The sequence below is a fragment of the Achromobacter sp. FW305-C-28 genome (assembly GCF_058783235.1).
Genome location: NZ_JBYSYL010000007.1, coordinates 215,050 through 229,944 on the forward strand (window position 1 = coordinate 215,050; position 14,895 = coordinate 229,944).

General features: G+C 67.6%; 14 protein-coding genes and 1 pseudogene. 4 read left to right on the forward strand and 11 right to left on the reverse strand.

Features of this window, described 5'->3' with window-relative positions; all coding sequences use genetic code 11:
• Positions 1-71 precede the first annotated feature (71 nt).
• Together AC3WMR_RS18810 and AC3WMR_RS18815 are read left to right on the forward strand one after the other, a co-directional pair.
• Complete coding sequence (locus AC3WMR_RS18810; RefSeq protein ID WP_492266384.1) at positions 72-1,040, forward strand: homoserine kinase; 969 nt, start codon at positions 72-74, stop codon at positions 1,038-1,040.
• A gap of 64 nt (positions 1,041-1,104) precedes the next feature.
• Entirely contained in the window at positions 1,105-1,908 is an 804-nt protein-coding gene (locus AC3WMR_RS18815; RefSeq protein ID WP_492266383.1) for a BPSS1780 family membrane protein, read from the forward strand.
• A gap of 6 nt (positions 1,909-1,914) precedes the next feature.
• Here the strand turns inward: AC3WMR_RS18815 and AC3WMR_RS18820 are convergent.
• The 10 genes and pseudogenes from AC3WMR_RS18820 to AC3WMR_RS18865 all read right to left on the reverse strand — a co-directional run.
• A pseudogene (locus tag AC3WMR_RS18820) lies at positions 1,915-2,088 on the reverse strand (DUF192 domain-containing protein); the annotation flags it as partial.
• Positions 2,089-2,144: 56 nt separating this feature from the next.
• Positions 2,145-3,017 carry a type II secretion system F family protein gene (locus AC3WMR_RS18825; protein WP_492266382.1) on the reverse strand — a complete coding sequence of 291 codons (873 nt, stop codon included), beginning with the start codon at positions 3,015-3,017 and terminating at the stop codon, positions 2,145-2,147.
• Positions 3,018-3,027: 10 nt separating this feature from the next.
• Positions 3,028-3,873, reverse strand: coding sequence for a type II secretion system F family protein (locus tag AC3WMR_RS18830; protein WP_492266381.1), 846 nt, complete (start codon positions 3,871-3,873; stop codon positions 3,028-3,030).
• Positions 3,870-5,555: a TadA family conjugal transfer-associated ATPase gene (locus tag AC3WMR_RS18835; RefSeq protein WP_492266380.1), complete on the reverse strand. Its 1,686-nt coding sequence runs from the start codon at positions 5,553-5,555 to the stop codon at positions 3,870-3,872. Before AC3WMR_RS18835 ends, AC3WMR_RS18830 begins: the two co-directional genes overlap by 4 nt.
• 4 nt (positions 5,556-5,559) lie before the next feature.
• A complete protein-coding gene (locus AC3WMR_RS18840; protein WP_492266379.1) occupies positions 5,560-6,921 on the reverse strand; it encodes a type II and III secretion system protein family protein in 1,362 nt (453 codons plus the stop codon).
• Positions 6,918-7,754 (reverse strand): Flp pilus assembly protein CpaB, encoded by an 837-nt coding sequence (cpaB, locus tag AC3WMR_RS18845; RefSeq protein WP_492266378.1) that lies wholly within the window; start codon positions 7,752-7,754, stop codon positions 6,918-6,920. Before cpaB ends, AC3WMR_RS18840 begins: the two co-directional genes overlap by 4 nt.
• Positions 7,751-8,341, reverse strand: coding sequence for a hypothetical protein (locus AC3WMR_RS18850; RefSeq protein WP_492266377.1), 591 nt, complete (start codon positions 8,339-8,341; stop codon positions 7,751-7,753). Before AC3WMR_RS18850 ends, cpaB begins: the two co-directional genes overlap by 4 nt.
• 170 nt (positions 8,342-8,511) lie before the next feature.
• Positions 8,512-9,123 (reverse strand): pilus assembly protein, encoded by a 612-nt coding sequence (locus AC3WMR_RS18855; protein ID WP_492266376.1) that lies wholly within the window; start codon positions 9,121-9,123, stop codon positions 8,512-8,514.
• Positions 9,120-10,544: a hypothetical protein gene (locus AC3WMR_RS18860; RefSeq protein WP_492266375.1), complete on the reverse strand. Its 1,425-nt coding sequence runs from the start codon at positions 10,542-10,544 to the stop codon at positions 9,120-9,122. Before AC3WMR_RS18860 ends, AC3WMR_RS18855 begins: the two co-directional genes overlap by 4 nt.
• Positions 10,541-10,807, reverse strand: a complete 267-nt coding sequence (locus tag AC3WMR_RS18865) for a hypothetical protein (protein WP_492266374.1) — start codon at positions 10,805-10,807, stop codon at positions 10,541-10,543. The genes AC3WMR_RS18860 and AC3WMR_RS18865 overlap by 4 nt, the downstream gene beginning before the upstream one ends.
• A 423-nt stretch (positions 10,808-11,230) precedes the next feature.
• On the opposite strand from AC3WMR_RS18865, the gene AC3WMR_RS18870 reads away from it, so the two are divergent.
• A complete protein-coding gene (locus AC3WMR_RS18870; RefSeq protein ID WP_492266373.1) occupies positions 11,231-12,421 on the forward strand; it encodes an acyltransferase family protein in 1,191 nt (396 codons plus the stop codon).
• Between the two features lie 29 nt (positions 12,422-12,450).
• Here the strand turns inward: AC3WMR_RS18870 and mdtD are convergent, their stop codons facing one another.
• Positions 12,451-13,845, reverse strand: a complete 1,395-nt coding sequence (gene mdtD / locus AC3WMR_RS18875; protein ID WP_492266372.1) for a multidrug transporter subunit MdtD — start codon at positions 13,843-13,845, stop codon at positions 12,451-12,453.
• Between the two features lie 120 nt (positions 13,846-13,965).
• Between mdtD and AC3WMR_RS18880 the strand changes: the two genes are divergently transcribed.
• On the forward strand, positions 13,966-14,886 hold the full coding sequence (locus AC3WMR_RS18880; protein ID WP_492266371.1) for a glycosyltransferase family 9 protein: 921 nt from the start codon (positions 13,966-13,968) through the stop codon (positions 14,884-14,886).
• Positions 14,887-14,895: the final 9 nt, after the last annotated feature.

Here is a 14,895-nt window from a genome sequence, read left to right on the forward strand (position 1 = left end):
GTCTAAAATTGCGCCGCCGCCGCGTACAGCCATGTCCGCCCGCCCGTTAACTCCCCTCTTTCCGTACATCAATGGCCGTATTCACCCCCGTATCCGACGACGACGCGCGCGCCCTGTTGGCGCATTTCGACCTGGGCGAGTTCGTCTCGCTGCGAGGGATTACGGCGGGCATCGAAAACACCAATTATTTCCTGTACACCAGCCGTGGCGAGTACGTGCTGACGCTGTTCGAGGTGCTGACGCAGGCGCAACTGCCGTTCTACATCGAGCTGATGTACCACCTGGCCAGCCGCGGCATCCCCGTGCCGCAGCCGCAGACGCTGCGCGACGGCACCCGCCTGACCACCCTGCACGGCAAGCCCTGCGCCATCGTTTCGCGCCTGCCCGGCGGCTACGAGCCCGCGCCCGGCGCCGCCCATTGCGCCCTGATCGGCGCCACCCTGGCCCGCGCCCACCTGGCCGGGCAGGACTTCCCGATCCAGCAGCCCAACCTGCGCGGCCTGTCCTGGTGGGTCGAGACCGCCCCCAAGGTCATGCCCTTCCTGGAAGCCGGCCAGGCCCAACTGCTGCAGACTGAACTGGCCGACCAGCAAGCGGCCGCCGCCACCCCGGCATGGCAGACGCTGCCCGCGGGCCCGGCCCACTGCGACCTGTTCCGTGACAACGTGCTGTTCGCCGGCACCTTCGAAGACCCCCTCATGGGCGGCATCATCGATTTCTATTTCGCCGGCTGCGACACCTGGCTGTTCGATGTGGCCGTCAGCGTCAACGACTGGTGCATCGAACGCGATACCGGCGAATTCATCCCCGAGCTGGTCCAGTCGTGGCTCGCCGCCTACGCCCGGGTCCGGCCGTTCACCGACGCCGAACGCCAGGCCTGGCCGCTGATGCTGCGCGCGGCTGCCCTGCGTTTCTGGTTGTCCCGCCTGTACGACTATTTCCTGCCGCGGCCGGCCCAGACGCTCAAGCCGCACGACCCCCGTCATTTCGAAAGAGTGTTGCAGGCGCGCCACCGCGCGGGCCTGCCAGTATTGCCGTAACCGTTACGCCCCCCATAATGGGGGTAGCACGTCCCTTATTGAGAGATCACTCCCCAAGAGAGCCATGCAAGCAGCATTCCTACCCGCGTCCTCCGGCTGGCAATGGGTCCGAGACGGCTTCCGTCTGTTCCGCAAGCAACCCCTGGCCATGTACACCTGGGCGCTGGCCAACAGTCTCCTGGTCATCTTCGCTTTTGCCGCACAGATCGTCGGCCCGATCCTGTTCATTGCCCTGATGCCGTCCGTCACGCTGATGAGCCTGGCGGCCTGCAAGCATGTCGAGGCAGACCGCGTGATGCTGCCCTCGATGTGGGCCAAGCCCCTGAAACAGCCTGGCGTCTTCAGGAAACTGTTCCTGATGGGCCTGCTGTACGCCGCCGTCAGCCTGATCGCCGGCCTTGCCACCTTCCTGCCCTTCTCGGCCGCCTTCGCCGAAGGCATGCGCATCGCCTCCATCGAAAACAGCATGGAACCCATCTTGCAGGCGTTGCGCACGCCGCTCATCATCTTCACGGTGCTGTACGTGATCATCGCGGCGCTGTTCTGGTATGCGCCCGTGCTGGTGGCCTGGCATGGATTGCGCCTGATGCAGGCCCTGTTCTTCTCCGGCATTGCCTGCTGGCGCAACAAATGGGCCTTCCTGGTGTACGCCGCCACGTGGGTCCTGATTGCGCTGTTCCTCGATCTTTGCTCGGGCCTGCTCGTCTACATCGGACTGTCACCGCAATTTGCCAGCACGCTGCAGATTCCGTTCACGATCGCGGCGGCCGGCGTGTTCTATTGCAGCTTCTACCCGTCGTATACCGCCGTGTTCGGCATCAATAACGCCAGCCCGAACCTCGACAACGGCCACAGCGCCCAGGCATGACGCCACCCTGCGGGGCGCCAGCGCCCTGCAGACCTTCATCACCCGCCCCTCGCGCGACACGAAGGCCACGTCAATGGCGTGGCGCATGCCGAAGGTATGCACCGCCCAGCAAGGCGCCAGCAAAATGCCCGACCGCGGGCCCGGCGGGCGGCGTCCCAACAGGCCGCGCATCCTGCCCATCCAGCCCGACACCCGCAAGAGGCGCAGCCGCGTCCGCGGCAAAGGCGTCCGGCCGGTCACTGCGTCCCCTGCAGCAGTTGAATGGCGATGGGAAATGCCAGCACGATGAACGTGCACGGGAAGATGCAGGCAATCAGCGGCAGCAGCATCTTCACGGGCGCCTGCATCGCCAGTTGCTCGGCGCGCACCTGGCGATCATTGCGGCTTTGCGCCGCCTGGGCCCTCAGCACCGGCCCCAGGCTGATACCCAGGGCGTCCGCCTGGGCCAGCGCCGCGGCCCAATTGCGCGCCAGTGGGCTGTCGCAACGATCCGCCAACGCCTGGATGGCGGCCGTGCGGGAAACGCCCGCGCGCATGTCCGCCAAGGCCCCAGCCAGGGCATCGCGAAGCGGCCCCTTGGGGCCATTGGCCGCGGCCAGCTGCAACGCGCCATGCATGCTCAGGCCGGCCTCGACGCAGAGCGTCATCATGTCGAAAACGAACGGCAAATCGCGTTCGACACTGCGGCGCCGTTTCGCGCCCAGCCCTCTCAACCATAGGCCAGGCACGGCGCCGGTCACGGCTGCGGTGCCCCCGGCCAATGGCACCCAGGCCAGCACGCCGCCGTCCATCAATGCCCATGCCAATGCGGCCGCCGTCCCTGCCCCCGCCAGCGCAGCGGTCACTCCCAGGGCAGCCATGTGCTCGTAGCGAATTTCCGCGGGCAAGGCGGCCCGCTCGATAGCCCGGTCCAGCCGGCGCCGCCACCGCCAGGAACACAGCGGTGCCGCCAAGGGCGCCACCGCGAAAATCCAGGGCCAGGCCATGCGCCACCACCATGGCATGGCGCTGGCCACTGCGGGTTCGTCCAGCAACAAGGGGCGAAACACAATCCACGCCCACCAGGCCGTGCCCAACGCCGCCAAACCCATTCCCAGATACAGCCACATGGCGCGCCTCTCAGAAGTCAATCCGGACGATGCGCCGGATCAACAATATGCCTGCGGTTTCCAGCACCGCCAGGACGGCCAGCACCGCCCACCCCAGCGGCGTGCGCCACAACAACCCCATGATCTCCGGCTCCATCTGGTCCAGCACCGCCAGCAACAGCAAGGGCAAGGCCCCCACGATCCAGGCCTGCATGCGCCCCTGCGACGTCAGGGCCCGCAACTTGGCCTGCAGTTGCAGCCTGGCGCGCACCGTCTGGGCGATGCTTTCCAGCGCTTCCGCCAGGTTGCCGCCCGTCTGTGCGGCGATGCGCATCGCGGCCACGACCAGCGCGGTGGAATCGGCCGCCATGCGCACGTTCAGGTTCTCGAGCGCCTGGTCCCACGGCACACCCAGCCGTTGCTCGCGCAGCATCAGGCCGAATTCCTGGGCCAGCGGCGCCGCGCCCTGATCCACCATGTGGCGCAATCCGGTCGTCAGCGCCACGCCGGCTCGTAGCGCCGACGCCAGCATCAGCAGCGCCATCGGCAGCTGCTGCTCGAACCGGCTGGCACGCCGGCGCCGCAGGCCGTCCACCAGCATGCGCGGGGCACGCAGCGCGGCCAGGCCGGCCACGGCGGCAATGATGCCGCTGGCGGTCGCGGCGAACGCCAGCAAGGCCGTCAGGGTGGCGCCGACCACCGCCCCCACCCACAGCTGCGCCGGATCGATGAACAGGAACAACTCGCCCAGCTTGACGCCGGCTTCCTGCGTGTAGATCGCGCGGTAGCGCCGCAACGCCGGCGCGAACCAGCCCTGTGCCCACCAGGCCAGCACCATGACGCACACCATTGCCCCGCCTGCGGCCAGCCAGATCATGCCAGGCCCGTCGGATAGCTCGGCGCCGCATTGCCCGGATTGTCCATCTCGCCCGCCCCGCAGAACCAGGCGGGGTCCAGCCCCGCAGCCGCGTCCCGCCATTCCTGAGCGAAACTGGGCACCGCCCCGCACCCGACAAAGCCACCCGACCGTTCGTGCCGGAATAGCTCCTGCAACTGGATACGGCCGCTTTCCATGCCGGTCACCTCGGCCACCGAGGTCACCACGCGACGCCCGTCCGCCAGGCGCGCCTGCTGCACGATGATGTCGATGCTGGCGGCAATGTGCTCGCGCACCACCGCCAAAGGCAGATCCATCCCCGCCATCAGAATCATCGATTCCAGGCGGGCCAGCGCATCGCGAGTGGAATTGGCATGCAACGTGGTCAATGACCCCTCGTGCCCCGTATTCATGGCGGTCAGCATGTCAAAGGCCTCGGCGCCACGGCATTCACCCACCACGATACGGTCCGGCCGCATGCGCAGGGCATTGCGCACCAGCTCGCGGATGTCGATGCGGCCTCGCCCTTCCTGGTTGGCCGGTCGCGCCTCCAGCGCCACCAGGTGTTCGTGGTTCAGCCGCAGCTCGGCGGCGTCTTCGATGGTGACCACGCGCTCGCCATCCGGGATCTCGTTGGACAGGATGTTCAGAAGCGTGGTCTTGCCCGAGCCCGTCCCGCCGGACACCACCAGGTTCTTGCGCATCCGCACGCACAGCGCCAGAAACCGCGCCATGGCCTCGCTCAACGAGCCTGCCGCCAGCAGGTCGGGCATACCGGGCCGGCGCTGCGGGAATTTGCGGATGGTCAGGCTGGCTCCCTTCAGCGCGACCGGCGGAATGATGGCGTGCACCCGCGAACCATCCGGCAGGCGGGCATCCACCATCGGAGAGCTTTCGTCGATGCGGCGCCCCAGCGGCGTGACGATGCGTTCGATGACCCAGCGCACGGACTGCTCGCTGGTGAAGGCGCCTGCGTGCCGCCAGAGCCGGCCTTCGCGTTCGATGTAGATTTCGTCGTACCGGTTGACCATGATCTCGGTCACGCCCGGCGCGGCCAACAGCGGTTCGAGCGGCCCCAATCCCACCGCTTCATCCAGCACTTCGCGGCACAGCGCCACACGATCTGCCCCTGGGGGTAAATCGCCGTCGTCGGCCACGATCTGCGTCAACAACCTTTCGGCTTCGGCGCGCAGCATCGCGTCACTCATGCCGGCGACGTCGCGCCGACGCAAATCCAGCGCGCCCAGCAACGCCGCATGCAATCGCCGGCGTTGCTGCAGGGACGGCAGCGCCGCCACGACCAAGGGCGCAGGCATGCCCGCATCCGGAACCAGCGCCGGGACAGACTGCGCCAACGTGGCGGCATCGGCCGGCTCGCCCTCCGCCCCGTCCGGCTGCGCCCACGCCACGCGCAGGCGACATGGCCCGATCAGAATCTCGTCTTCAGGTAAGACGGGTGAATGGCGCACCACCCGCTGCCCGTTGACGAGCGTGCCGCCCAGCGTGCCTAAATCCTCGAGCACGATCATCGACGCCTCGTGCAGCAGCCGCGCATGCTGGCGCCCTACCCGCCAGTTGGCGATGCGCAGCCCGCACTGCGTGCCCCGGCCGATGAGAATCGGCGCGGCCACGGTGATCTTGCGCGTCGCCGCGTCTTCGTAGGTCATTTCGATTTCAAGCATGGCGCTATTCCTGGTTGATCGCGGTCATGTCGCGGCTGCCATCGGCCCACTGCGAGCCGGCCCCCGCATAGGGGTCCCATCCCCCCGCCGTCGGAACCGCCGTCCCCAGCCGCGGGGATTCGGGAAACGCGGCATCCACCACTTCACGGCCACGCCGCACCCGGTCGGCCATGGCGGGTTCGTGGCGCGAGACGATCTTGGGCGTGACGAAAATGGCCAGCTCGGTTTCGCGCAGCTGATAGCGGCGCGACGAAAACAGGGCGCCAAGAATCGGGATGTCTTTCAGGCCGGGCAGACCGGTGTGCTCGTCGGAACGCTCGCGCGACAGGAAGCCGCCGATGACCAGCGTGTCGCCCGACCGCACGTTGAACTCGGTGGATGCGCGACGCGTGCGCAATGCCGGCCCGCTGGGCGACGTCAGCGCCATATCGACGGAACTGGCCTCGACCTCGATCAACGAGCGGATGACGCCGTTGCGATCGATGCGCGGCGTGATCCGCAGGGACACGCCATAGGGCTTGAACAACGTCGTGGGATTGCCGCGCGAATCGGTGGACGTATAAGGCACCTCGCCCCCCGCCAGGAACGTCGCGCTGGCGCCGCTACGGGCCAGCAGCTGGGGCTGCGCCAGCATGACGGCCTCGCCGTTCTGGGCCAGGGCGGCAATGCGCGCCGAAAGCAGCGCGTTGACGCCGAAATAGCCCGCCGCCGACGACACCGGCGCCGGGGTCTCGATCACCTGCTCTCCGGGGCGGCTCATCCTGCCACGCGACCCGCCATCCCAAGCCAGGCCGGCATTCACGCCGCCTTGCGTCATGCCGTCCCAGCGCACGCCAAACTCGCGCAGCCGGGAACTGGGAATCTCGACCACCTGCACGTCCAGCAACACCATGCTGTCCCAACCGACCTGCCCGGTGAAATCCAGCACATCCGGATAACGATCGGCCAAGGCGGCAATGCGGGCGCGGTCGTCATCGGACAGATCGTCGCCTTCGATGACGATGCGGCCGCCCACCAAGGTGCTGCGGGTACCCGGAATGCGCGCCAGCAGGGATTCGACCTCGGCCCGCAAGCGCGGCGCCCCCGCCGGCACCACCCGCACGTCGTAGGCCTTGACTCGCCCAGCCGCCCAAAGATGCACCGAGGACACGCCCTCGGCACGTGCAAAGACGACGACCTCGCGGCCTTCGGTCGCGACGGCGCTGAGCACCTGGCCGTTGCCGATGGCGACGCGCGTCACGCCCGGCTGCGACAGCACACGGGTTTCGCCGACCTGCATTTCCAGCGCTTCGTCGGCGGGCCAGGCGGGTGCGCAGACCAGCCCCAGGCACAGCGCGGACACCGCGGCCACGTATCGAATGATCATGGATGCTCCGCTTCGAAACCGGCCACGCCAGCGCCCTGCACGCCGCTCTGCGCGCCCAGCTGGTCGCCGTACAGGATGACCACGCCCGGCTTACGGCGAGGCTCGCGGTTCAGGCCGATCAACGAAGCCAGGTCGCTTTGCGGCGCCGCGCTGACGGCCGCGGCGTCGTCGCGGTTGCGCAGCATCGCCGTCAGCGTTCCGGCCTGCCTGGCCGCGATGTATCGCATGGCTTCATCCGGACTGGCCGCCAGCGTGACGTGGGCGGCTCCATCGCCTCCTGCCGTGTCCACCGCCGTCAACACCCGCATGCCTTGCAATAGCGGCACCGTCACCTCGCGATCGCGATACGAGAAGGACACGTAGATGTCGATGGCGTCTCCGGCTCGCAGCATGTCCGACAGACCGCCCAGGTCGCCCGCGGCAACCATCAGCGCACGCTGTCCGGGTTTGAGCCGCGAGGCCAGCGCCGGTACGGGCAAGGTGAAGGCCAGATAGGCCTTGAGCACCGGTTCGCCCTGGGCCAGGTCAGAAGTCAGTTGGGCGCCCAGCACGCCGTCGATGTCTGATGGCTCGACGCTGGCGGCGGGCGCCCATTGCGCCGGTATGTCTCGTATCGCCAGATGCGATTCGCCCAGCGTCGTGCCGGCAGGCAGATCGTAGGCCGCCACCAACCGGCTGACCTGCGGCGTGCGCGCCTCGGCTTCAAGCGCCAGCACGCGTTGCTGCACGTGCTCGCGCACCGCCCAGGCGGACAACAAGCCCGCCGCCAGCGCCAGCAGATACACGGCGGCTTTGCGCAAGCGCCGCACACCCTGCGTGAAGAAGCCGGTCATGGCGTCCACCGCCTGACCCACAAGCCACTGCCCGCGTCCAACGGCACCAGCAGCCATTGCAGCTGCGTCCCTTGACGGCGCCAAGACTGCCGTGCCCCGCCGGCCGAATCGTTTTCTACCCGACGCCATCCCTCGCGCAGCAACCCCTGTTGCAGCCGCAACGCCAAGCGCCCAGGCGGCAGAGGATGCTGCCAAATATGTTCAGACACCTTCATACCCCCTTCCAATACAGTGAAATCCAATCTGAGACGAGCGTTGGCCGGCAGCCAGGCCGGCGGGGTCGAAGCCGGCAACGGTTGTGCATGCAGCACAGAAATGCTGCCGACACTGCGCCCGGCTTCCGGACTTTCCATCTGCGCCACCCACCAGGCATCGCCGACCAGGCCAGACAAGATGGCCTGCCCCGGCAGTACCTGAAGATCGCCCAACGCCGGCTGCTGGCGTGACAGCTCGCGGATCAGTTCAGGCGCATTGACAGGCGCATCGAACACGATCACCTGCACGGGCGTGCCGCTCAGCCACATGCGGTCGGCCAATGGCTCGACTCGGGAACCGGGCGGAAAGCGCAGCGCCGACAGCGACGTCACGCCGGAAGCCACATGCGGCCTCATTGGCTGCGGTACCGCGCCCGCTGTTACGCCAGGCCCGGCAGGCCAGGCCAGCCAGGCAGCGGCAACCCACACACGCCATGGACGCCGGGTGCAGCCCCCGGCCATTGGGCCGGCACGCCGACCGCATCGCGTCAGGGAAGGCGCGTTCATGGCGTCATCCTGCCGCGCTTGCCCAGGCGATCGGCGGGAACCAGATCCGCCCAGGGCGACAGCCAATCCGTGGTGATCGCAGGCCGGCCCCAGGGCGAATCCACGCGCCCCACCCTGCCCCCGATGCTGCGCGCCAAGGGCAACGAACGATCGGCCGCTTGCCTCCAGGCCGTCGGGGCGGCCCCGATGCGACGCTGCGCGTCGTCATCGCCATGCGCGTATCCCGCCCCCGCGGCAACACTGGTGCGGCGCGCGATGCGCACCGCATCCCAAAGCGCCGAGCCGGACAACGCCGTTCCGGCCGTGACAGCCAACAGTTGCAGGTCCGCCCCGAACCATTCCACTTGCAGACCGGCATTGCCGGACGCAGCGGCGCCCGGCATCGATTGCGAGCGGCCCGCCTGTGCTCCTGCCCCAATCGGGCGTGCCAGGGGCGCCCCGGCCGCGGACGCCATCACCGCCCGGCGGCTGGCCTGCGCCATTTCCTGTGCGGCGAACTGCAACTTGCCCACCCACGCCACGGCCAGGAAGGCCATCGTCAGCAGCGGCAACATGAGCAGCGCCTCAACCAGAGCCTGGCCGCGCTGACGAAGATAGGCGGGCATCATGGCGCCCCCTTGGCCGCCAGGGCCTCGGCCGGGGTGACGGCCGACAGCCGTGCCAGCCAGTACGGACGGAACAGCGTGGCCCATTCGCCACGCCCGTCGCCCCGGGCCTGCGGACGCGCGAAATAGGTTTCGGCGGCACTGGTGACCGTCAGCCTTCCGCTCCCGCCCAAAGCGGCATGACGAAACCGGCCGACAGGCGCAGCGACCGTACTGGCGGCGTCAGTGGTGGGCAACGCACGCCCTGCCAGGCTGACCGCCACGGCAAAGCGCAAGGGCGCCTCGCGGCGACTCAATGCGACCTCGCGATACCCCGGCAGCCCCAGGCCAGGCCAGCGCTGCACCTGCGCCATGGCATAGGAATTGGCCATGGGATTGGTTGCGCCATCGAAGATGTTCCAGTTCGTGGACAGTTCCACCCAGCGCCAGAAATCCTGTGCGGAAAAATCCTCGGGTGGCGATTCCACGTAATCAAGATCAGGCGGCGGCCTGGATTTTTGGCCTTGGGCCGTGCCCCAGCCCATGGCGTATTCCCGGTAATAACACCCGACCCACCGGTTGGACCGCAAGGCATGAAACGACTGCGTGTCCAGCGCCCCCCATCGGCCGTCCGGCCCCAGCCAGGTCGATCCGCGCCGCCGCAGTTCATGCCGCAAGATCGGGCAATACATGCTGACCGGCCAGGGATTGCGGCGCGTCTGGTTGCGGCGATCCAGGAAGCCGAAGCGCCCTGCCGCCTGCTCCACCGCAGGACGCAGGCCGCCTTGCCGCGTGGCGGAGTGGCGCGCAACGAAACCCGGCCAACCGTCGCTCAGCAGCCGGATGACGGGCTCAGCCCGCGCCGACGAAGACAGACCAAAGCTGCCGGCCGCATCGGCGTAGTTGTCGTGCAGGACAGCGCGCATGAGCCGGTCACGCGATGCCGGCAAATGCTTCACCGCCGCGGCCGCGCCGGCGTCCAGCACCCGGTGCACAATGCGGTCGTGCTCAGCATAGGCGCGCGCCAGATCGGCCTCTGCGCCAGGTTGACCCCGAGCCATCGCGTAGGCCAGCCCGGCATCGGGGCCGAACAGCATGGATATCAGCGCCATGGGCGGGTTGTTGCGGTTGCGCTGGCCCGCCAGCGTGCGCAGGTACTGCGCCCCAGCCCCCAGGGTGACCAGATGCGCCATCGCCACCTGGTGGGCGATCTGGGTACGGTTGACGTAGGCCAAAAAATTCAACTGGCGTGCCTGTTCCAGCGCACCGCTATAGGCTGCCGCATCCGCGGCGTGGGTCAGGCTCGAGCGCGATTCCACCGTGCGCCCCAGGTTGTAGAGCATGACCAGCGACACCGATACCGTGGCCGCCAGCAGCATGCCCAGCACCAATACCTGGCCTTGCTGTGAGGCGAATGGCGCAACGCGCTCGAGCCGGGCGTTCACTTGTCGGCCGCGGCGTTGCCGGTGAAGTACTTGAGCGACCGCGCCTTGGTCTGCGCAGCGGCCTTTTGCGCGGCCTTCTGCGCATCGCCCGACTGCTTGGTGCCGTCTTCGCCGGCCAGCTCGCGCGCCATTGCCGCGGTCTGCGACCGCACGACCTGTCCGAAGTACTGGTACACGGCGATAGCCGCCACCGCCACCAGGGCCACGACCACGATGTATTCGGTCATGCCCTGCCCTGTCTGTCGCCTGCGAAATGCCAACATTTTCAACCTCTGCTCGCTGTGAATGAGGGTCTCAGTGTCGGCTTGGCCGCAGGGGCCAACAATTCGCGGATGCCGAGGCGGACAAATGCGGCGCGAAGCTCTTGACGAACTCGCCGCGCAAGCCGCCCGCCTTGGGCCGCACCGGAAAAAATGTTGTAACCCCCTAATTTCACTGGGGTTTTCCCTATTGTCCGAGCATAGGGGCAGCAGTAGATTGGACTTGCCGGGCTGTCTGACACCCATCGCGTGCGAAGCCGGGCAGGAGCGCCTCAGACTCATCTCGAGCTGAGGCGCTCTTCCATTTCGAAGGCCCGCAAACGGGCTCCAGCGCCTGCCGCGGCATTACAAAATCTATACACAGTCGCCCAATTCCCTGACAGGGCCGTGGCTAGCATGGCGGTTTTCCCCTGGACAGACCGACTCATGCCCGCCTACGCCCCAATGCCCAGGGCCAAACGCCCCGAGCCGGGCGAATCCCGCAACCCCGCCATCGATGCCTTGCGCGGCCTCGCCATCCTGTGCGTCGTGCTGCTGCACGTGCAGATCCACATTCCGCAAGAGCAAAGCCTGCTGGGCAAAGTGTTGCCCGCGCCGCTGTTCAACATCGTCTTTCGCAGCGGTTACTACGGCGTCATCATTTTCTTCGTCATCTCGGGCTTTTTGATCACACGCACTTGCCTGGCACGCTGGGGCAGCCTGGCCGCCGTGCCGTGGGCGCCTTTTCTGTGGCGCCGGTTCGCCCGCATCTATCCCTGCCTGCTGTTGCTGCTGCTGGTGCTGGCGGGCCTGCATTGGGCGCAGATGCCCGGCTTCGTGATCGAAGACACTTCCGTGGCACGCGCCACCGCGGCCGCAGTGACGCTGCACCTGAATTGGCTAGAGGCCCAGGTCGGCTATCTGCCCGCAGCCTGGAACGTGCTGTGGTCGCTCTCCATCGAGGAAGCCTTCTACCTGGCCTTTCCGCTGCTTTGCCTCGTGTCCCTGGCGGTGGGGCCGCGTGCGCTGCGGCTGACGCTGCTCCTGTTCGTGGCGCTCGGTCCGTTTGCCCGCGTCGCCTTCACCCAGAACGAGATCTGGGCCGATCACTCGTATCTCTCGGGCATGGACGGCATCGCCATCGGTTGCCTGGCCGCGCTGGCCGCGGCACGCCTGAACCGCGCTCGCCACTCTTACCGCCGCGGTCTGCTGCTCACGGGCGCGGCCTTGTTCGCGCTGGTGTTCTTGCTCAGGAAGGCGACGTCCTGGCTGGGCCTGACCGCCTTGGGATTGAACGTCACGCTGCTGGAAATCGGCGTGGCCTGCCTGCTGATCGGCTGGAGCCTGCGTACCGCCCACCCGCCGCGGCACAACCCCGCGATGGCCGCGCTGCGCTGGATCGGCCACAACAGCTACGAGATATACCTGACGCACATGTTTCCGGTGCTGCTCCTGGCGGCCGCTTCATGCCGCAATTCCGGTGGCGCCGTGTCGACCTGGTGGCGCGCGGGCGCGCTGACGGCAGCCAGTGTGCTGGCGATCCTGCTGGCCGCCATGCTGGGCGGCCTGGTGGCCCGCTATTACTCGGCCCCCATGCGTCGCTGGCTGATGCGGCCCGGATGGGTTGCCCTGCGGTGAATTCCCCGCGGCGCCATCGCGGGCAGCCGTCAGCCGGCTGCGGCGCGACCGCCCGTGGAGCCGTTCAGGCTGTCGGCATCCAGGCGCCTGAACACCAGGGCCGACAACAACGTGATCGCGCCCACGCACAGGAAAGTCAGCGTGAACGCCCAGCCCAACGCGGCATTGCCCGGCCCGGAAAACAGGCCCACCAGGCCGCCGCCGATCGTCACGCCCAGGCCAATGGCCAGCATCTGCACCATCGAAAACAGGCTGTTGCCGCTGCCCGCGTCGCGCGTGCTCAGCCCCTTGAGGGTGACGCTGTTCATGGCCGCGAACTGCATCGAGTTGGCCGCGCCGAACAAGGCCAATTGCGCCACTTGCAGCGCCATGGGCCAGCCCTGCGAGATAGCCGCGAACGACATGATGGACGCCCCCACGAGCAGCGTGTTGGCGAGCAGGAACGTGTCGTAGCCGAACCGCCGCACCAGCGGCGCGATCCAGGGCTTGGACACCGTGCCGGCAATCGCGGCCGGCAGCATCATCAGGCCGGACTGCAGCGGCGTATAGCCCAACTGCAACTGCAGCAGCAGCGGCAACAGGAAGGGCACGGCGCTGCTGCCGATGCGGCACACCAGGTTGCCGATCAGGCCCACGCTGAAATTGGGTTCACGAAACAGGCGCAGTTGAAACAGCGGGTTGTCGCGCCGCCGAGCGTGCGCCACATACAGCGCCACCGTCAGTGCGCTCAGCGCGAACAGCCCGGCCGACCAGGCCGCCCGCCCCTCACCGGCAGGCAGGTCCAGCGCCAACGAAAACGCCACCATGCACAACGACAGCAAACCGCAGCCCAGCACATCGAACGGCGCGACATCGGCCAACGCGTCCTCCGGCAGATAGCGACGCACGGCGAACAGGCCCGCCAGGCCGATCGGCACATTGATCATGAAAATCCAGTGCCAGCTGGCCACCTGCACCAGCAGCCCACCCAGCGTCGGCCCGAAGATCGGCCCGACCTGCCCCGCGATGGACACGAACGCCAGGGCCGAGATGTACTGATCGCCCGGCACCCGCCGCAGCACCGCCAGGCGTCCGATGGGCAACAACATCGATCCCCCGACGCCCTGCACCACGCGGGCGATCGTCAGTTGCGTCAGGCTCTGCGCCAGGCCGCAAAACACGGACCCCACCGCAAACACCAGGATCGCCGCCAGATAGACGCGGCGCGTGCCGTAGCGATCCGCCAGCCAACCCGATGCCGGCGTCAGCATGGCCATCGTCAGCGTGTACGCCACGACCACAGGCTTGAGCGCCAACACGTCTTCGCCCAGGCTGCGCGCCATGGCGGGCAAGGCAGTATTGACGATGGTGGTGTCCAGCGTCTGCATGAAAAAGCAGGCGGCGACCACCCAGAGCAGGGCGCGTTGCGAAGAGGGTGCAGGCATGCCTGAATCGTACTCCCGGCCAGCCAACGCGTTGCTGACAGCGCCGGGACGCGCACGCCTGTTCGGGCATGGCCTGTGATCGGTTATCCTCCGGGTCATCGAAAAATTGGAAGATTTGCCGTGAGCCACGCTCATCCCCTCCCGGCCGAAAAAACGGCCCTGGTGCTGTCGAACCGGCTGGGCGATTCGCTGTACCAGATGACTATCGCCAACAACCTGCGCAAGGCAGGTCGGGCCATCTCCGTCTATGGTGTGCACGGCTATGCCCTGAGGGAATGGTTTCCCGATTTCGACATCCAGCCCCTGCCGTCGGACATCAACGACCTGGCGGGCTACGACACCATCGTGCAAATGGACCCGGACAGCCCGTTCGATGGTCTCGGCCGCGTCTGCAAGCGCTTTCTCAGTACCAAGGCGTGGGGCCAGGCCCAACCGACGCCGCGCAGACACAGCTCGCCCAACGGTATCCTGGATGAGTTCCGCAGATTCTCTTTCGACGCCTTCGGCCTGACCCGCTGGAGCGACGACAACGGGCTGAAGGCCCCTGCCCGGCTCAAGGGCCGCAACCACCCCAAGCGGGTGATCCTGCATCCGACCTCCAGCGAGGCGGAACGCTGCTGGACGCCCGGCAAGTACGTCATCGTCGCCAAGCGCCTGCGCGCCATGGGTTACGAACCGGTGTTCGTGCTGGCCCCGTCCGAACGCGAATATTGGTTGCCGCTGCTCGAGCCCGCGCATGCCGGGCACGTCCAGGCGCCCTCCATCGAAGGCGTCGCCGCGGAAATCTATGAATCCGGCTGGTTCATCGGCACCGACTCCGGCATCGGCCACCTGGCCTCATGCTGCGGCCTGCCTACCGTCACCATCGTTGATCGTCCCCGCAACATGCCACGCTGGCGCCCGGCCTGGGCCGCCAACATCATCGTCAAACCCTGGTGGCTGCCCCTGCGCACCATGCGCCGCAAATACTGGCGCGAAGCCACCACCGTCTCGGCCGTGATGCGCTGCTTTGGCCGCATGGTGCACCGCCAGCATCCCTGAGCCACAACG